This is a genomic window from Nostoc sp. ChiSLP03a, from assembly GCF_034531215.2.
Lineage (GTDB): Bacteria > Cyanobacteriota > Cyanobacteriia > Cyanobacteriales > Nostocaceae > Nostoc.
Window position 1 is genome coordinate 1 of record NZ_JAVRBQ020000065.1, and the last position, 19238, is coordinate 19238.

The window sequence follows — 19238 nt, forward strand, 5'->3', positions numbered from 1 at the left end:
CAGTTGGCTGAGTTTTAATGCTGCGACCAAAACCTTCAGTGGCACTCCCTTAAATGCAAATGTCGGCAGCCTCAACATTAAAGTTACTGCTAAAGATACTGCTGGCGCCCAAGCGAATGATGTTTTTGTACTCACCGTTAATAACGTCAACGATGCGCCAGAGGTATTTCAGGCGATCGCTCCTCAACAAGCAATAGAAGACACACTTTTCACCTTTACTATCCCAGACAACACCTTTAAGGATGTTGATGCTGGCGACACTCTCACCTACACTGCCACTCTCGAAAACGGCGACTCTCTACCGAGTTGGTTAACCTTCAATGCTGCAACCAAAACCTTCAGTGGCACTCCCTTAAATGCAAACGTGGGTAGCTTAAACATTAAAGTTACTGCCACGGATTTAGCTCTTGCTCAAATCAGTGATGTGTTTACACTCACTGTTAACAACACCAACGATGCGCCAGAGGTGATGAACGAAATTGCAAACCAAGAAGCAATAGAAGACACGGTTTTCAATTTCACTTTCTCAGAAGACACCTTCATTGATGTCGATGCTGGCGATAGCCTCACTTACACCGCCACTCTCGAAAACGGCGACTCTCTACCGAGTTGGTTAACCTTCAATGCTGCTACCAAAACCTTTAATGGCACTCCCTTAAATGCAGATGTGAGTAACTTCAACATTAAAGTTACTGCTAGGGATATTTTTGGGGTTGAAGTCAGTGATGATTTTGCACTTACTGTTAAGAACGTTAACGATGCACCAGAGTTAGTTGAGGCGATCGCTAATCGAAAGGTACTCATAAATACGCAGTTCAATTTTACGATCCCAGAAAATACCTTCATTGATATTGATGCTGGCGATAGCCTCACCTACACTGCTACTCTCGAAAACGGCGATCCACTGCCCAGTTGGCTAACTTTTAATTCTGCTACCCGGAACTTTAGTGGTACTCCAACGATGGAGAATTTGGGTAATCAGAATATCAAAGTCACTGTCAAGGATATTTCTGGGGATGAAGTCAGTGATGTGTTTGTATTGACAGTTGCTAAGTTCAATAGTGCGCCAATTGTAGATCGGGCGATCGCTGACCAAAAGGCCACAGCAAAAACTACTTTTAACTTCACCATTCCTGAAAACACTTTTAGCGATGTGGATCTTGAAGATACCCTAACCTACACTGCTACCTTAGACAATGGCGATCCACTACCTAGTTGGTTAAGCTTCAATGCTAACGAGCTTACCTTCAGCGGCACTCCTACGAATGATAATGTGGGTAGCTTGAACATTAAAGTCACCGCCACAGATCCGGCTCTTGCAGAAATTAGTGATGTATTTGCACTCACAATTGCTAAAGCTAACAATCCACCAATTGTAGAACAGGCGATCGCTGACCAAAAAGTTACGGCAGAAACTACCTTTAACTTCACTATCCCTGAAAACACCTTTAGCGATGTAGATATTGAAGATACCCTAACCTACACTGCTACCTTAGACAATGGCGATCTACTACCTAGTTGGTTAAGCTTCAATCCTAATAAGCGTACTTTCAGCGGCGTTCCTACGAATAATAATTTGGGTAGCTTGAACATCAAAGTTACTGCCAAAGATTCGGTTGGGGCTGAAGTCAGTGATGTATTTGCACTCACCGTTGCTCAAGGAATTACTGCTGAGACTAAATCAATCAGCCTACTCACAAGAATTACAGGTGATATCTTTACGATCAAAAATCAAGTTAACGGGGAAAAAGCCAAACTCTCAGTCAAGATTAAAAGCAACACTTCTGAAGAAGTCAATGAACTGGGTGTATTTGTCGTTGACGATGCAGAAGGTAGGATTAATGGCGTAGCCCCTGGTGCTGCAAATTACACCGAACTAGCTCTCCAACGGGCAACAGTGCTTCTTTCATCTCTTGCCAAATTACCCAATGGTTTTAATCCCACTGACCTCAGCAGGCTACTGGAATTCGATTCTGAGAGCAACCTAAGATTTTATTTAATCCGTAGCAGCACTACTCAGGCGGTGCTATCTAGACAAACCCCGTTTTCTCAGGTGCTTTTTTCCTCAGATACGAATGTGGACGATACAGGGTTCTCTCTCAACTTCCAGAATTTGGTTGTCAAAATTGCAGCAACAGAGCAAAATCCACCTCTAGGTACTGGTCTTCAAGGAAAATATGAACCCGAACTAATTGATTTACGGGATGTAAAACAATTGGTGAAAGCCGAATTTGTAGTTCATAGAGAAGCAGCTTTTAACAACTTTGTCGGCTTTTATCAGATAACTGATGAGAATGGTGGCATCGATACCAATGGCGATGGTACAGCAGATGTGCTGCTTGGGCAGGCGGGTTATACTCAGGCAGCTATTAGTCACCGTGTCGCTGGTATTGATTTGAGTGTAGCTAACGAAGGTACAGCAAGTTTTACAGGTAATTTCCAACCTGGTGCTATTTTCGTCCCATTTATCATCGTTAATGCCGGGACTGATGCAATTCTTGATAGCAATACCAATAACGATCCGGCAGTTTACTTCTCCTTCTTGGGTGCTAACACTGACAAAGCAGATCATATTCGCCTATTAGGGAATAACGCTTTTGGCTTTGAGGATTTGGCTAATGGCGGCGATCGAGATTACAACGATTTGATTGTCCGAGTTAATTTGAGTATCGCCTAGTCTGAAGTAACTTGATATAGGTGTAATATAGCCTGTAAGCTTTATTGAGCAAAGAATACAGGTTTTTTTATGAAAAATTGTAGGTTGGGTAAAGCAAGGCGCAACCCAACAAAGTTATGAAAATGTTCGGTTTTTGGCGCTAACCCAAGCGTATTGAATCATAAAGAGCGATCGCATCACCGATGTTTTAGTGAATCTGTCATTTGCTAGAAGATGCGATTACGCCAAAATATTACAGTGATTCAAACAAATGTGTGAGAGTATATTTATTCACTCACCCGGAGACATAATTATGGTTTTTGCTGGCAAACGACCAAATAATTTAGGTATTAGTAACGGTAAATTAGCATCTTGCCCTAATTCCCCCAATTGCGTTTCTAGTCAGAGTAGAGATGCATCTCATCAAATTGCACCACTGATTTTTACATCTACTCCAGAACAAGCGATTACTAATCTTAAACAGATTATTGAGTCTTTACCAAGAACCAAAATCATTACTGAAAGTAAAGATTATTTATATGCAGAATTTAAAAGTGCTTTACTGGGATTTGTCGATGATGTAGAATTCTATCTAGACCGGACTGCAAATCTTATCCATGTGCGTTCAGCTTCACGTTTAGGTCAAAGCGATTTGGGTGTTAATCGTAAACGCATAGAGACGATTAGAGCCAAGTTCCAATAATTTTTAATTGAACTAAGGGCTGGAGATTAAAGACTGGGAAGATAAAGAAGTAGTTGGACAAAATTAATTACACAATGTCATTGCAAGTGAGGCATTCTCGAGTATTGGGTGATTCCCTGAGTTTGCAATGGTTGTAAATATTTTTGTCCATTTACTTATGTGGATTCAGACCCTAGTAAAATCTGGAATGACGATTGTGTAATGTGGTGTAGTGTTTCACCGAAAATTATGAATTACGAATTAGTTAAACTCTGCGATCGCAATATTTGTGAAACTTAATTTATTTAAAAACTTTGACTCTCGACCCCGATTAATTATTGCTGTCGGACTCGCTGTATTAGTTTCAGTAATCCTGCCGCATTCTCTGCACTTACCTACTCGCATTCTCTGCGCTTGGAACTCCGCTATTGACTTTTTCTTGGCGATAACGTGGTGGAAAATGATTAAGGCTAACCCAGAAAAAATTCGCCGTTATGCTGAGAGTGAATATGAAGGGCATTTGGCTATATTTATGCTGGTAATCGCTGCGGCTTGTGCCAGTGTTTTAGCTATTGGATTTTTACTTGATAAAAAAGGATTGTCAATAATTCAGCTTACCCTACACGTTGTACTTTCAATTATGACCATTGTCGGTTCCTGGTTATTAGTGCATACGATGTTTGCAGTGCAATATGCGCACAGTTATTACAAATATATTAATCGTAATCATAATGAAGAAATCACTAGAGGTTTAGATTTTCCTCATAACGACTATCCAGACTACTGGGAATTTTTATATTATTCATTTGTAGTCGGCATGACTAGTCAAGTTTCAGATGTGCAGACAACATCACCCGATATGAGACGCTTGACTCTGTTACATGGCATATTATCTTTCTTTTTCAATACCACCATTTTAGCTATGAGTATTAATATTATTGCATCGCTGATTTAAAAATTGTTTGACTCAGCCAAAAGTATGATTATTTGGTCTCTACTTAGAGAAGGAGGAAATTAGATTACCAGTTCTTTAGCATAGACTCAAGTTAAGATAATTCGGAGTGAGTTCATGCCTTATAACAAAATAGATGAATTAGCGGAAGATATCAAAGGACAACTGGCTGAACACGCACAACAGATTTTTATTACGGCATTTAATGCTGCTGAAAGTGATGGTTCGAGTGAAGAAGGTGCGCGTGATATTGCCTGGAATAGTGTAAAAAATGAATACGAACCAGGCAATGATGGTAAATGGCAGAGAAAGCCTGAAGACACTGCGATACATAATAAAGCTGTTGTATCTGGTGGGAACTAAGTAAATCTCACCTGTGGATAACTATCTAATCTCAAAGGTCTTATAAGGGTTTAAGGGGAATTTTATTCTGATAAAATAGAGAGAAAATTCCTCTTTTTTTCACAAATTATGTTAAAATATAGATATTTTTAATGACTTATAGGACTCATATTTGATTTCTGAAAAAACAATGACTTATAGGACTCATATTTGATTTCTGAAAAAACTCAGTACACCTTTATTCCTATCTTCCCAGTCCCTAGTCCCCAGTCCCCAGTCCCATAGTCCCCGATCCTTACGAGTAATCAGGAATCAAATAGGATTGCTATATATTAATAGGTGCTATAAAAAATATTCTATTTATACAAGATATGCTGATTCAAAAAGACGAAATATCTATTCGTCTCATGCAAGATGAAATGTATGATTATGAGTTGATGGCAAAGTGGTTAACTAATGCAAAAGTTTTAGAATTTTATGAAGGAAGAGATAATTTTTTTCCTTTAGAAAGAATTATAGAAACGTACAAACCGATGGTTAGGGGAGATGAGGCGGTTATTCCTTGCCTCCTCTACTATCAAAATATTCCCATTGGTTATTTGCAGTATTGTACACTTAATGACTTATCGGAAACTGATAGACAATTGTATCATCTCGACCAAACCGATCGTATCTATGCGATTGACTTGTTCATCGGCGAAACCGACTATTGGAACAAGGGAATTGGTACAAAAATGCTGTCAGTATTTATCAACTATCTTTTTGAACAGTGTCAAGCTCAGAAAATTGTTATAGATCCGCACGTTGACAATTATCGTGCTATTCGCTGTTATGAAAAATGTGGTTTTGTGAAAGTAAAGCTATTGCCGGCACATGAACTGCATGAAGGAGAATACTCAGATTGTTGGCTCATGGCAATAGAGCCAAAGAAATCATGAGGAAATGCATTCTACCTGTTATACCTTCTTACCTGCTACTGGTTCAGCTATATTTTCCATATCGACCAGATTCCACTTTAAACCTTTGCTCCGATATATACGCTTGTGCAAATTTGGATAATCACCGATATCATGCTCTAGCCTTTGACCAACTACTATACATTTGAATATAGAATTGCCCGTGTTTTTTAGATTATGCGGCTTACCACCAGCGCGATATCCAATAAAATCTCCTGCTTTAACTGGATAAACACTTTCTCCAATTGTGGCTTCAGCTTCTCCCTCAAGAATGTATACGCACTCTTCTTCGTGATAGTGCATGTGAAGCTCCGTTGATTCACGTCCAGGTTCTACTTCAATGATGTGGAAACCGATATTTTTTAAACCTGTCAAATCCCCTAAAGACTTATTTAGTCTGCGAGCATTGGAGTTGAGAAAATGTGTTTTTTCTAGTCCTTCATAAGACTCAATCTCTTCTTTGGTGACTAAATACTTTTCCATTTCTTGATACCAAGGTGTTAAGAAAATTTGATGGTGAATAAACGAGGGGGCTAAAGATGAATTAAGACAGAAGTTAAAACAGGTTCAAGGGTTCCATCTCAGCAGAAGCGATGCCTACGGCGGTAAACTACGCTTCTATTTGTGGATGGGATTAGATCATCACTTCGTTATTAAGTGCAACTTCACAGAAAATTGGTAGCATTTAATGTCTGACTGGATACCGAGAGTAGTACATCAATTTAGATCGTAAGTACGTTACTAAATTAACTTGCGTGTTCCCAGTCACTAAGTAACTCATGTTGTTGGACTATTTTATGGCATTTACGAAATGGTACTTTGGGAGTACCAATGCTCCTACCAGGAAAAGACTGTTTTTTCGTCTTGGTAGGTCTATTTTCTAGGGTTGTTGAACTGAACTGTTGGGTTTTCATTGGTAAATAAATCTCTGATTAAAACCTGAGCATTAATTTATAACATCAATTTGCCATTTGCAAATTTCTAAAGAAAAATAAAAAATATATATTTAATTTCTAAAGCAAAGAGGAGAAATTGAAGAGTTTATTTACTCAGAAGGTGAAGTGTGCCCAATGAGACTAACGATCGCTGCGGCTAAATCCGCTGGATCGACGGGTTTAGGTAGATGTTTTTGAAATCCTGCTGCCATTGCTTGATTGTAGTTAATTTCTCCTGCATAAGCAGTCAAAGCGATCGCCGGAATTTGTCCGCCTTGCTCTGGTGGTAATTTTCTCACTTCACGTAGCAACATATACCCATCCATGAAGGGCATTCCAATATCGCTTAAGAGGATATCTGGGTTTGATTGCATTAATGTTTGCAGTGCTTCATCTGCTGATTCGACTGCCGTTACCGTCGCGCCATATTGTTCCAACGCAAAGCTAAAAAACTCTCGCACATCGGCTTGATCGTCTACAAGCAGGATTTGTACTCCAGCCAGTAATGTCTCTTCAGTACTGAGTTCTGTTTGAGAAGCCTCGCTACTGCTAACTCGCAACTCAGAATTTTTCAGCAAAGGTAGTTTAACTGTGAAGGTAGCTCCTTGTCCTTCTCTGGGACTCTCTGCCTGAACTGTGCCACCGTGAAGTTCTACCAGATGGCGCACAATTGCCAGTCCCAATCCCAATCCGCCAAATACTCTGGTTGTCTTAGCATCTGCTTGCCGGAAGTAATCAAAGACGTAGGGCAAAAATTCTGGGTTAATTCCTTTACCTGTATCAATTACCTGGATTTGGGCATCTAAACCAACTTGATCGAGACGCACTTGTACAAGTCCATTCGTGGGTGTGAATTTAACGGCATTGGAGAGGAGATTCCACATCACTTGTTGCAAGCGATCGCCATCGCCGAGAACTTTGCCGATATCATTACTTAACACCGTTTGAATTTGAATCGATTTGGCTTCTGCTGCTAAACGCACCGTTTCTAATGCAGATGCGATCGCTATTTTCAAATCCACTGCATGGAGATTTAACCTAACCTTACCTTGCAAAATCCGCGAAACATCAAGTAAATCTCCAATCAATTCGGTTTGTAACCTGGCATTCCGCTCGATTGTTTCCAATGCTCGGATTTTAGTAGCTTCGTCGAACTTGCGGGTTCTAAGTAACTTTGCCCATCCTAAAATTGGATTCAAGGGAGTTCGGAGTTCGTGGGAAAGGACAGCGAGAAATTCATCTTTAATTCGGTTGGCTGTCTCGGCTTCAGCCCTGGCAGTCTTTTCAGCTTCGTAAAGTTGAGCGCGGGCGATCGCTTGGGCACACTGTTGTCCCAGTGTCAACATAAATCCCCGGTCTTCTTCATTAAATATTTGTCCAGTAGTAAAGCTTAATCCCAGTGCGCCAATTACTTTACCTTCTACCACCAAGGGAATGGAAGCCCAGGCATTATTCGCCATAACAGTCACAACATCTGCTAATTTGGGATATCTAGCAATCATGGCTGCTAAATTTTCTAAAAAAATCGGCTGCCCAGTTCTGACTGTTTCTGCTATTTGGTTAGGTGCTGCGATCGGAAAAGTTGTCAAAGTATTGATGAGCGTTTGCGGATAGCCAATTGCTTGCACAACATTTAGGGTAGTATTTCCCTCAGTAAGTAAGACAACGGAACCACCAGTAGCTTCCAAGGCGGCAATGCCTTGGTTCACCACTACATTAGCTACTTGTTGGGGAGTTAAGGCTTCCGAGAAGGCAGCAGTTATTCTTTGTAAAAGTACGGTGCGATTGACAGACCGTTCAGTTTCCTGGTAGAGTCTGGCGTTGTCAATGGCTGTCGCTGCCCGCCGAGCAATATCTTCTGCTAAAGCCAAGTCTGTTTGTTGATAGTATCTACCTGACTCGGCGGTAAAAAAAGAGATTGCTCCAAATAATTGCCCGCGAGAACGAACTGGAATCACCATTAGAGAACGAATACCCAAACTTTGCAGTAATTGCAGATGTTCGTCGTCTTCAGACATCTGTAAAAGATGTGAGTCAGATAATTCGGGATAAAAGACAGATATTCCTAAGCGTAGCTGCCGTACAAGCTCTTTGGTTTTGGGTCGATAACGCCGTCGGATTTCGTCTAAAATATTCAGTTTTGTGGAATCGGCAATTGCGATCGCAATTTGTTTACTTGACCAATCTTCCTGGAAAACATCTACAATGCACAAATCGGCTAAAGTTGGAACTGCTAGATTAGCTACATTTTCTAAAGTTATTTCATAATCCAATGAGGCAGCTAGTAAGGTACTAGCTTCGACTAAAAAGTTTTGTGTGGCTTCAACTCGTTTGCGATGGCTAATATCTTCAATAATCCCTAATGCATACATTGGTTGTCCCTTCGCATTCCAAACTGCTGATGAAGTTAGATTTACCCAAACGATAGAACCATCTTTGCGGATGTAGCGCTTCTCTAAGGAATATCCACTAATTTCTTTTGCTAAAACTCGCCGAGCATTTTCCAAATCAACTTCTAAATCGTCAGGGTGGGTAATTTCCTGAAAGTTCATTTGCATTAACTCTTCATGGCTATATCCAGTAATTTCGCATAGGGCAGGATTAATTTGCAGAAATCGTCCATCCAACGCTACTAAAGTAATACCGACAGTTGCCTGATTGAACATTGCCCGAAACCTTTCTTCACTTTCTCGCAAAGCAACTTCTGTTTGCTTTGCTGCGGTAACATCTGCCAAAATAATCCCAATTCCTACCGTTTCACCCATTGCGTTATGAACTGGGTAATAGTTGCCCAGCCAGTAACCGTAACGTCTTGGCTGTCCTCTTGTCTCACCCCTGATTTCCATATTCAGCAGGGGTTCTCCAGTATCTAACACGTGCTGTAACTGTGGCTCTAACTCAGCCGCCATTGCTGGCAAGGCTTCCCTAAATTTGCGTCCTAAATGTTCTTCTATAGTTAAACCGTTAATGTCAGCGAAAACTTGATTAATGCGGATATATTGCAGTTCTCGATCCAAAAAGCATACAGCAATAGGAGCTGCTTCTAGCAGCGCATCTAGAAGAGATAGAGATTCAGCATAATGGACTAAAGCTTGGTGGATGTCTCGATAAAGTTGAGCATTTTCCACTGCTAAGGCAGCACGATGAGTAATATCTGTTGCTAAAGTTAGGTCAGTGCGATCGTAGCGACGGTCTGATTGAGTGCTGACAAAGGTAATACAGCCGAGTATGCGCCCTTTTGCGATTAACGGCACAATCATTACAGACTTCATCCCCAATTGCCGAACAAGTTCTAAGTGTTCCTGATTCTGAGTAGTTGCTACTAATAACGAGTCAGATACCTCTGAGATCAATTCACTTTGTCCAGTTTGCAGTACTCTAGTAATTGCACTTGCACTCTTGTAATCTGTCACATACTCTTGAAGTTTACGTGCCAACTCCGCTTTCGATGGGTCTGCATGGGCAATGGGTAGGCGGCGAATGGAACCATCTTTATTTAAAATATCAACGCTACACCAATCAGCTAGCTGAGGAACTGAAATTTTGGCGATCTGTTGTAAAGTTTGTTCATAATCTAACGAAGTAGAGAGTACACTACTAATTTGGGCAATATAGCGTAGTCTTTCCTCAGCCTGCTTGCGCTCAGTAATATTCACACCTGCACAGCTGATACCTAAAATGTTATTGTCTGCATCCCTTAGCGGTTCAACTAGTAAATCGTAGTAACGATTTTCTTGACCAATTGTCAAATAAACCTCTTGGCGGGTTGCAACACCAGTTTTTATTACATTTTGCTTAATTGCCTGCAATTGTGCTGCTACTGAGGCGGTAAATAATTCATCATCAGACTTACCTAACATTTCCTCAGCAGTTTCTGGACTTTGAGGATTATGAATCCACTGATATCGCAAATCGCGATCCTGCTGAAAGACCACGATATCTGAACTATTTAGGGCTAATCGAAATCTTTCTTCACTAACTCTCAGCTTTTGGAGATTTTCATCTGCCCCTCTTTTAGCAGTTTTTAATGCTTCACATAAAATGCTAAAGAGCAATCCTTGGAATGCAAATAACCCAATTCGCACAGAATTAGATAAATCAAAATTCAGCTGATAAGCTGGAGGGAGAAAGAAATAATTGCTCAGTAATGCAGACAATGAAGTTGCTAACAACCCTGACTTCAAACCACCATACCAAGCACTCAACATTACAGCGCTAAAAAATAGTAGAAAAGGAGTTCCACTCATGTTTAACCAAGGGTCTAGCATTAACATTAGCACTAATGCTAGTGCGACAATTAATACAACAAGGACATAACGCCGTAACTGAGGATAATCAATATGGGGCATGAAAAGTTTTTGGAAAAACTAATACTCATTGTTGAGGCTGTACATACCCTAAGCTAGTTTTTGATTTTTAGTAATTTATCTATAGATAGATTTTTGCTGAGTCCAAAAGTCTCTTTTGCCAGAGGTCAAGGTTTTAGTTATCTGATATGTGGAATGAAAATTTAGCTCGAACCATCAAGATAAATAACACTATTTAGCTAATTTAAAATACTAAATACAAATACCAGTTAACTTATAACAAAAATTATCGAATAATATCTGGTTAAGGATAGAGAAAAACAGAAAATCTTGGCTGTAGTTGTGAGATCGCCTATTTTTATCATCCAACTAATTTTTTAATTAGTGCATCTGTTGCCGTATTCACCAGAGGATAAATATGTGGTTTGAGTTGCTAGAAGTATTTCTGCTGTCTCATATTTTAGAGGTTTAGAGAACACATAACCTTGACCAAATTCACATCCAAGTTTCTGTAACCATTGAAGTTGTTGTGATGTTTCAATACCTTCGGCAATAACGGCTAATCCGAGTTGATTGCTCAAAAGAAAAATGAGAAATAGTTTCTTTCAAGATACTTGCTCAATTAACTCGACACTGCTCGTTGTACAGATTGGCTATGGTGTACACACAAATCTAAAAAAGCCCGATTTTCCATTATTCTCTGGTTTATCTCGTTTCTATGCAGAGTATGAAAATGGCTTATTAGGGGCTGATGGCTTAATTTGACACCAATGGCATCTTATACAAATTCGTAATTCGTAATTAAGAAAGTCAGATATGGCCTGGGTTTCGGGCGTTGAATGTGTTGTCTCATTTTAGAGAATTGGTATTAGAGCAGATTTCAAGTTGATGAGGTACACAAGCTCGCGTCTGTTATCCAGATATAAAGCCTGTTTTACTTCTGAATTCTGCTATATATGAGACACGTGAGGACACCCATCCCACAAGAAAATTTGGGATGTTTTTTATTTGGAAGTGCCTAAAGAGGTTTTTCAGGAACTTTACCCATTGTCAGCTAATCTTTGTGCCAGTCCCCTATACTCAATATTGCGATCTAAGATTATTGGGTATTCTATAAATTTGCGATCGCCACTATACGCATGATTGAAGTTGAACATCTGAGTAAAATATACGGCTCTACCCCAGCAATTACTGATGTCACCTTTAGCGTCGAGCCTGGGGAGATTTTAGGGTTGTTGGGCCCCAATGGCGCTGGAAAAACCACAACCATGCGGATTCTGGCTGGTTATTTACCGGCAACCAATGGAAATGCCCGGATTGCTGGTTATGATGTCCATGAGAATTCCCTAGCTGTGCGCCAACGCATTGGTTATTTACCGGAAACACCGCCGTTATATCCAGACATGACGGTGGAGGGATTTTTGCATTTTGTCGCCCGAATTAAGGGAGTTTCAGCAGGCGATCGCCCCAATAAGGTGACAGCCGCCATCGAACGCTGCAACTTAGAAGATAAGCGGCGAGTAATTATTCGCAAACTCTCCAAAGGATACCGCCAACGTGTCGGAATTGCTCAAGCGATCGTCCACGATCCCCCAGCGATCATTTTGGATGAACCCACCGTCGGACTCGATCCCCGGCAAATAATTGAGGTGCGGAATTTAATCAAAAGCCTCGCTGGTACTCACACAATTATTCTTTCCACGCACATTCTGCCAGAAGTGAGCATGACTTGCAGCCGCGTTGCCATCATCAATCGCGGTAAGGTAGTGGCAACTAATACACCAGAAAACCTGATGACTCAGTTGACAGGTGGTTCTGGGTATGAATTAGAAATAGAAGGAGAAGCCGCCTTAGCGAAACAGGTATTGCAAAAAGTCGCGGGTGTGAGCCTGATAGAATCAATTCCGACAGGTGGAGGTCATCAACCCCAGTCAAATCGCGCTTACCTGCGGGTGATATCGCAACCGGGAAAAGAACCAGGACGCGATATTGCCACAACATTAGTGCGTGCGGGATTTGGTTTACATGAACTGCGGCGGGTTAACGCTACCTTAGAAGACGTATTCTTGCAACTAACCACAGAAGAAAAAAATTTCGATCCTGATGTAGACTTAGCAGCAGACAACGAAGGAGAGGCAGCGTAAATGGGTATAGTGCTGAGTAATATTATTGCCATTTATCGCCGAGAGTTACAGAGTTATTTTGTATCGCCCCTAGCTTATGCGATCGCAGGCATATTTTGGTTCATCGCTGGGTTATTCTTCGTGATGATTTTGCTAGGCCCAGACGGCATTTTGGTAGGAGTCGCGGCAATAGATGCACAAGGGCAACAACTAGGAGTACCAGTACCACCGATAGATGTCCCCTACGAATTTGTTCGGGCATTTTTGGATCGTATGGGATGGCTATTGTTGTTTATTCTGCCCATACTTTCGATGGGACTTTATGCCGAAGAACGGAAGCGGGGCACATTAGAACTATTAGCCACTTCACCAATCACCAATTGGGCGGTAGCTGTAGGTAAATTATTAGGCGTGATAACATTTTTTATCACAATGGTTGTACCCATGCTAGTGTTGGAAGCGATCGCCATCAGCGGCTCAAATCCACCAATGACAATCTCAATTCCCTTACTGGGTCATATTGGATTAATCTTACTAGCAGCAGCAATTTTATCTGTAGGAATGTTTATTTCTTCATTAACAGACAGCACAATTTTGTCTGCCGTTCTTACCTTTGCAGTAATCTTATTATTGTTATTGATTGATTTAATCGCCAAAATTGTCCCTGGCCCCGTAGGTGAAGCTTTAGGTTATCTATCGTTGCTGAAACATTACAACACATTAATCCAAGGCATTTTTGATACTAGCGCTTTAATTTTATTTGCCAGTTATATTTTTTTGGGCATCTTTCTCACAGCTCAATCAATTGATGCACTGCGTTTTCAAAGGCAATAGTCATTCATTTGTCATTTGTCATTTGTCATTTGTCATTTGGTACATTGCCAATTGAGTTTAGGTATGAGTTTAATTTGGGTGCTAGTTCGTTAATGATGATTTTGATTGTATTTATCTGTTCGCTAGTTAAAAGTTTACGAGTGTAAGCTCGTCTTAACCAATGTTGAGTTTCATTCAAAGAACCTCTCGCTATCCTTATAAAACGTCTATTTTCTTGAAAACTACCTCTTCCTACACCTTCTGCTATATTGGCACCAATACTATCTGCCGAACGTACAATCTGTTTACCAATTGTATCTTTTGCAAAAAAATTCCATCCTTCAACAATTTTCCAAATGTCATCTGCTAATTCTTCTGATAATTGATAAACCTGTAATTCTTGGAAACGCTTTGTCGCCATTTATTCAGTTATCTTACTTACTTTTAGTTACTCAATTTTCCTCCATATATTTTTACTTGTCACTATTTTTAGACAAATGACCAATGATCAATGACTAATGACAAATGACCAATGACCAATGACCAATGACAAATGACAAATATGAAGATAGTTGCAAAAAAGAAACTGTGGAAATATCTGTTTTGGTTAGGCCCATTCCTAATTACTGTCGGCTTAACAGCTGGGTTAATCTCTGAACAGTGGGGATTAATTCCATTAGTATTTCTGATTGCAGGAATTGTCATCAGTGGGTTGGGGATAATATGGCAAAGTTACCAGAGTAACTGGTGGAATCGTCGTTCTACCCAAGCTGGGACTAATGCCCTAGTGGCAACTCTGGCAATATTAGCAATTTTGGGATTGATTAACTTTTTGGGAACTCGCTATCACTTACGGGCAGACTTAACAGAGGCTCAATTATTTACCCTTGCACCCCAGTCACGTGAATTAGTAAGAGTTTTACCACAGCCAGTTAAAGTATGGGTATTTGATATTAACCAAAATCCCCAAGACCGAGAACTACTAGAAAATTATCAACGCCAAAGCTCAAAATTTAAATACGAGTATATCGACCCCCAAGCTAGACCAGGACTTGCAGAAAAGTTTGGCGTCAAAGATTATGGAGAAGTTTATTTAGAATCTGGGGATAAACGGCAATTAGTACAAACAATAAATGAAAATGAGCGCTTGTCAGAAATTAGATTAACTAGTCGCCTGCAACAACTAACAAATTCAACCACAGCCAAAGTTTACTTACTCCAAGGTCATGGCGAACGCCAACTTTCACCTGGTAAAGATGCGATATCACAAGCAGTTCAGGGATTAGGCGATAAAAATTTCACAACATCACCTCTGAATTTAGGCGAAACTTCCAAAGTTCCTCAAGATGCGGCTGTCGTAATAGTAGCTGGCCCCAAACGAGGACTGTTTGAGGGTGAAGTCAAAGCTTTGCAAGACTACCTTAATCGCGGTGGTAATTTACTGCTGATGATCGATCCTAATACCGATCCCAAACTTAACAGCTTGTTACAAGAGTGGGGTGTTCGTCTGGATAATCGTTTAGCAGTCGATGTCTCTGGCGAAAGCGTCGTGGGACTTGGCCCTGCTGCGCCCTTAGTCACAGAATATGGACAACATCCAATTACCAAAGATTTCGGTAACGGCAATTCTTTTTATCCGATTGCCCGACCACTGGAAATTAGCTCTGTGCCTGGTGTTCAGGCTACTCCACTGCTACGAACCAAACCCTACCCCAGCAGTTGGGCAGAAAGCGACCTCCAAAGCGAAAAATTAGAGTTTAATGCAGATAAAGACCTGAAAGGCCCTTTAACCTTGGGCGTTGCTTTAACAAGAAAACAAACACCCAAATCTACTTCCACTCCCCAAGTTTCACCCACACCTTCACCTCTACCATCACCAACAACTCAAAGCAAGACTAGCCCGACTCCTTCCCCTTCCCCCAAGACTCCGCAAGCCTTACCATCACCAACCACTCAAAGCAAAGCTTCCCCCACTCCCCCTACTTCCCCTGCCTCCCCTGCCTCCCCTGCTCCCCCTACTCCCCCTACCTCCCCTGCCCCTCCTTCCCCTCCTTCCCCTGCTGCCTCATCTCAAACAGCTACCGAGTCACGGTTAGTAGTTTTAGGAAATTCCGATTTCGCCACCGATGGTTTGTTTCAACAGCAATTAAATGGAGATGTATTCCTCAACTCAGTTACTTGGCTGAGTCAACAAGATCGGCAACCCCTTTCCATTCGTCCCAAAGAACCGAAAAATCGGCGGATAACCCTGACAACCACACAAGCTAATCTTTTAATATTGTCATCTCTGTTAGTTTTACCCTTAATTGGAATTGCGATCGCAGTTATTATTTGGTGGAAACGACGGTAAGAAGTACAGACGCGATTAATCGCGTCTGTACAAAAGTTAGGAGTTAGGAGTGACAAGTAGAGACTGAAGAAGAGTTTTTCCCATGCCCAATGACAAATGACAAATGACAAATGACTAAAAAATGAAATTGCCACGAACAACTTTAATTTTGATACTGCTAGCGCTAGGTTTAGGTGGTTTTGTTTACTTCCATGAAATTCGGGGTGCAACTGTGCGCGAAGAAATCAAGGAGCAAAAGCAGAAAATTTTCTCTTTTGGAGAAGATGATGTGCAGTCTTTGACAGTCAAGACAAAAAAACTCACCCTGAATCTGGAACGCAACCCTGAATCTTCTAGTAAACCCAAGTGGTTAATCAAATCTCCCATATCGGGCCCAGCAAATGATGCTATTGTTTCTTATTTAATGGATTTGTTGGTCAAGGGTAATAGCGAGCGTACTTTATCAACTCCAGCAAAACAGCTTGGAGAATTTGCCTTAGATCCACCCCAAGCAACTATTAATATCACCCTGAAAAACCGACAAAGCCATCAGTTGATTTTGGGTAAATCTAACTTTAACGGTCGTTTATTGTATGCTCAAGCTGACCCTACTGCTAAATCCGATGGAAATATAAATATGCTGTTAGTATCTACAGATTTTGCCAATGCCGTAAATCGGGAACTATCAGAGTGGAAACAACCTGTAGATAATAGTCAGAAGCTACCTGGACTCAGCACCCCTTTACCAACTCCGACAAATAGTAAATAAGCAATTACGGTTTCTGTGGTATGTTTCGGTAACGCACAATGGGTTAGCACATCTGTGCTACTCTACTTCAAATCTCACTAGTTTTTCTAAGTTACCATGACAAATCCCACAGCAACATTGCTGATTTCCTGCCCCGATCGAAGAGGACTGGTGGCTAAATTTGCCAATTTCATCTATTCTAACGGTGGTAATATTATCCATGCAGATCAGCATACAGATTTTGCTGCTGGGTTATTCCTCACCCGGATTGAATGGCAATTAGATGGGTTCAATTTACCGCGAGAATTTATTGCCCCGGCATTCAATGCGATCGCACAACCTCTAGGTGCTAAATGGGAATTACGTTTTTCTGATACAGTACCACGTATTGCTATTTGGGTAAGTCGGCAAGACCATTGTCTATTTGATTTAATTTGGCGACAACGTGCTAAAGAATTTGTTGCTGAAATTCCTTTAATTATTAGTAACCATTCCAATTTAAAGGTAGTGGCAGAACAATTTAATATTGACTTTCAGCACATCCCCATCACTAAAGATAATAAATCAGAACAAGAAATCCAACAACTAGAATTACTCCGCCAGTACAAAATAGATTTAGTTGTATTGGCGAAATATATGCAGATTGTTAGTGCAAATTTTATTAATCAATTTCCACAAATTATTAATATACACCACTCATTTTTACCAGCTTTTATCGGAGCTAATCCTTATCACCGAGCTTTTGAACGTGGTGTGAAAATTATTGGTGCAACTGCTCATTATGCTACTGCTGATTTAGATGCAGGCCCAATTATTGAACAAGATGTAGTGCGAGTAAGTCACCGTGATGAAGTTGATGATTTGGTAAGAAAAGGCAAAGATTTGGAGAGAGTTGTATTAGCAAGAGCAGTGCGATCGCATTTACAAAATCGTGTATTAGTATATGGGAATAGAACAGTAGTATTTGAGTGATTTTATATCTTTATGACTAACGAGATTACGGAAAAACTTAAACAAGCCTTCGATGGTTTGTTAATGATAAGTGAATCAGAGTATCCTTTTGAAGCTTTTTTGTGGTCTAATCAAGCGCAAGAACCTTTGACAAATCAAAAACTTCTCCAGTTAACAGGACATCCTCAAGAAACACCAGTTGAAGAAGTAGAACTAGATTATTTTTTTCGGAACTGTGCCCAAGAAAAAGAATGGCACAATGAAATACAACAACAAAATGTGCCAAAGTTTAAATCACTTGTCAAAAAATTAAGAGATCGCCTCACTAATATCAAGGTTTATCGCATAGGTACGATAAGTATTGATGTCTATATTGTTGGTAAAACTTCAGATAAAGATTTAGGCGGAATTTCGACAAAAGTTGTAGAAACCTAACGAATCAAACATCAGCCTATCTATAATTTACAGACAGGCTTTAAGTTTTAAGTGAAGTAAGTATCCTTACAAATTGTCAACTCTAGACTCAATTACACTTTGAACAGACGAAGAAACATTAGAGAGCAAATTGTAACCAGTGTTCGTTTCAATGGAATCAACACTAACTCTGTAGTTTGTCCAATTATTATTTCTAATTCCCTGTGAATTAGGCATATTCACTGCAATTACTCTTGTGTTATTATTGACACTGCTAGCGTCAGAATTTGATGAATTTAATACTACAATAACCTTCCATGTTCTAGTCGGAACTGTAACGTTACCATTAGCAATTGTGTTTTTTGTTCCATTCGACCCAGTTCCACCAGTGCCATAGGAGCCTGAAATAATATAGAGTTCTTTCCCCTGGTTTACTAAGTCTCTAGAATAGTTTTCTAGTGCAGCCCAAGGCCCCTGATTATTATCAGGTGACTGAGGAATTATATTCGTCATTAAAAAAGTAGCAGAGTTATTGGTAATTGTATTTGTCCTATCTGCTGAAGCAGTCATGTGTCCCCTATCAAAACCGCTACCAGTATAATCGGAAGAAGTGACTCGGTAGCAGCTTGAAGGTAATGTAGTATCTGCACGAAAATCATCTTGGCGAGGTGCGCTTCCTAGCCATGATGTGTTTAGCTGCCAACTTACCCAATTTGGTGTCCCTCTATAGCAATTGTAAGAAACTGCGTATTGAGATTTGCTCAACAAAAGATTACTGTAACTACTGCCAGCATTACTAGGATTGCCCATTCTTAGATGAACGCTTGAGGGTTGGGCTGTTAATGGCTTTTGTTGATAATTAAGCAGAGTGAAAGATATTGCTGTTGGTACAGCAATAGGTAGAATAGCCCTGAGAAAATCAGACTTCTTCATTTGTTACTATTTACTTGTTTAAACAAACTACAATTGTCTCTGTTAAAGTTACAGAAATTCAGTAAAACTTACCAATCGCAATATAGCTATGGTTGTA

General features: G+C 40.4%; 17 protein-coding genes. 12 read left to right on the top strand and 5 right to left on the bottom strand.

Annotated elements, in window-relative coordinates; genetic code table 11:
- From RMY32_RS10845 to RMY32_RS10865, 5 genes are all read left to right on the top strand, one after another.
- Positions 1–2677, top strand: a 2677-nt coding sequence (locus RMY32_RS10845) for a putative Ig domain-containing protein (protein WP_322715153.1), incomplete at its 5' end; no start/stop codon positions are given.
- A gap of 292 nt (positions 2678–2969) precedes the next feature.
- Positions 2970–3359: a DUF1499 domain-containing protein gene (locus tag RMY32_RS10850; RefSeq protein ID WP_322715154.1), complete on the top strand. Its 390-nt coding sequence runs from the start codon at positions 2970–2972 to the stop codon at positions 3357–3359.
- 268 nt (positions 3360–3627) lie between these two features.
- Positions 3628–4293, top strand: a complete 666-nt coding sequence (locus tag RMY32_RS10855) for a DUF1345 domain-containing protein (RefSeq protein WP_322715155.1) — start codon at positions 3628–3630, stop codon at positions 4291–4293.
- 114 nt (positions 4294–4407) lie between these two features.
- A complete protein-coding gene (locus RMY32_RS10860; protein ID WP_322715156.1) occupies positions 4408–4653 on the top strand; it encodes a ChaB family protein in 246 nt (81 codons plus the stop codon).
- A gap of 350 nt (positions 4654–5003) precedes the next feature.
- Positions 5004–5570, top strand: a complete 567-nt coding sequence (locus RMY32_RS10865; RefSeq protein WP_322715157.1) for a GNAT family N-acetyltransferase — start codon at positions 5004–5006, stop codon at positions 5568–5570.
- An 18-nt stretch (positions 5571–5588) separates the two neighbouring features.
- On the opposite strand, the gene RMY32_RS10870 is transcribed toward RMY32_RS10865, so the two are convergent.
- From RMY32_RS10870 to RMY32_RS10880, 3 genes are all read right to left on the bottom strand, one after another.
- Positions 5589–6071 (bottom strand): cupin domain-containing protein, encoded by a 483-nt coding sequence (locus RMY32_RS10870; RefSeq protein WP_322715158.1) that lies wholly within the window; start codon positions 6069–6071, stop codon positions 5589–5591.
- 562 nt (positions 6072–6633) lie between these two features.
- Positions 6634–10872, bottom strand: coding sequence for a PAS domain S-box protein (locus tag RMY32_RS10875; protein WP_322715159.1), 4239 nt, complete (start codon positions 10870–10872; stop codon positions 6634–6636).
- A gap of 335 nt (positions 10873–11207) precedes the next feature.
- Entirely contained in the window at positions 11208–11411 is a 204-nt protein-coding gene (locus tag RMY32_RS10880; protein WP_322715160.1) for an EAL domain-containing protein, read from the bottom strand.
- Between the two features lie 7 nt (positions 11412–11418).
- On the opposite strand from RMY32_RS10880, the gene RMY32_RS10885 reads away from it, so the two are divergent.
- From RMY32_RS10885 to RMY32_RS10895, 3 genes are all read left to right on the top strand, one after another.
- A complete protein-coding gene (locus RMY32_RS10885) occupies positions 11419–11595 on the top strand; it encodes a hypothetical protein (RefSeq protein ID WP_322715161.1) in 177 nt (58 codons plus the stop codon).
- 374 nt (positions 11596–11969) lie between these two features.
- The gene (locus RMY32_RS10890) at positions 11970–12974 is read left to right on the top strand and encodes an ABC transporter ATP-binding protein (protein WP_322715162.1); all 1005 of its coding nucleotides are present in this window, start codon (positions 11970–11972) and stop codon (positions 12972–12974) included.
- Positions 12975–13787: an ABC transporter permease gene (locus tag RMY32_RS10895; protein WP_322715163.1), complete on the top strand. Its 813-nt coding sequence runs from the start codon at positions 12975–12977 to the stop codon at positions 13785–13787.
- A 25-nt stretch (positions 13788–13812) separates the two neighbouring features.
- Here RMY32_RS10895 and RMY32_RS10900 read toward each other — a convergent pair whose 3' ends face one another.
- The gene (locus RMY32_RS10900; RefSeq protein ID WP_322715165.1) at positions 13813–14187 is read right to left on the bottom strand and encodes a four helix bundle protein; all 375 of its coding nucleotides are present in this window, start codon (positions 14185–14187) and stop codon (positions 13813–13815) included.
- 141 nt (positions 14188–14328) lie between these two features.
- Here RMY32_RS10900 and RMY32_RS10905 point away from each other — a divergent pair, with 141 nt between their 5' ends.
- The 4 genes from RMY32_RS10905 (at position 14329) to RMY32_RS10920 (ending at position 18229) form a co-directional block, all read left to right on the top strand.
- Positions 14329–16116, top strand: coding sequence for a GldG family protein (locus RMY32_RS10905; protein ID WP_322715204.1), 1788 nt, complete (start codon positions 14329–14331; stop codon positions 16114–16116).
- Between the two features lie 121 nt (positions 16117–16237).
- Positions 16238–16864 carry a DUF4340 domain-containing protein gene (locus RMY32_RS10910; protein WP_322715167.1) on the top strand — a complete coding sequence of 209 codons (627 nt, stop codon included), beginning with the start codon at positions 16238–16240 and terminating at the stop codon, positions 16862–16864.
- Positions 16865–16960: 96 nt separating this feature from the next.
- Positions 16961–17815 (top strand): formyltetrahydrofolate deformylase, encoded by an 855-nt coding sequence (gene purU, locus RMY32_RS10915; protein ID WP_322715168.1) that lies wholly within the window; start codon positions 16961–16963, stop codon positions 17813–17815.
- Between the two features lie 12 nt (positions 17816–17827).
- The gene (locus RMY32_RS10920; RefSeq protein ID WP_322715169.1) at positions 17828–18229 is read left to right on the top strand and encodes a nuclease A inhibitor family protein; all 402 of its coding nucleotides are present in this window, start codon (positions 17828–17830) and stop codon (positions 18227–18229) included.
- A gap of 66 nt (positions 18230–18295) precedes the next feature.
- On the opposite strand, the gene RMY32_RS10925 is transcribed toward RMY32_RS10920, so the two are convergent.
- Entirely contained in the window at positions 18296–19141 is an 846-nt protein-coding gene (locus RMY32_RS10925) for a DNA/RNA non-specific endonuclease (protein ID WP_322715170.1), read from the bottom strand.
- Positions 19142–19238: the final 97 nt, after the last annotated feature.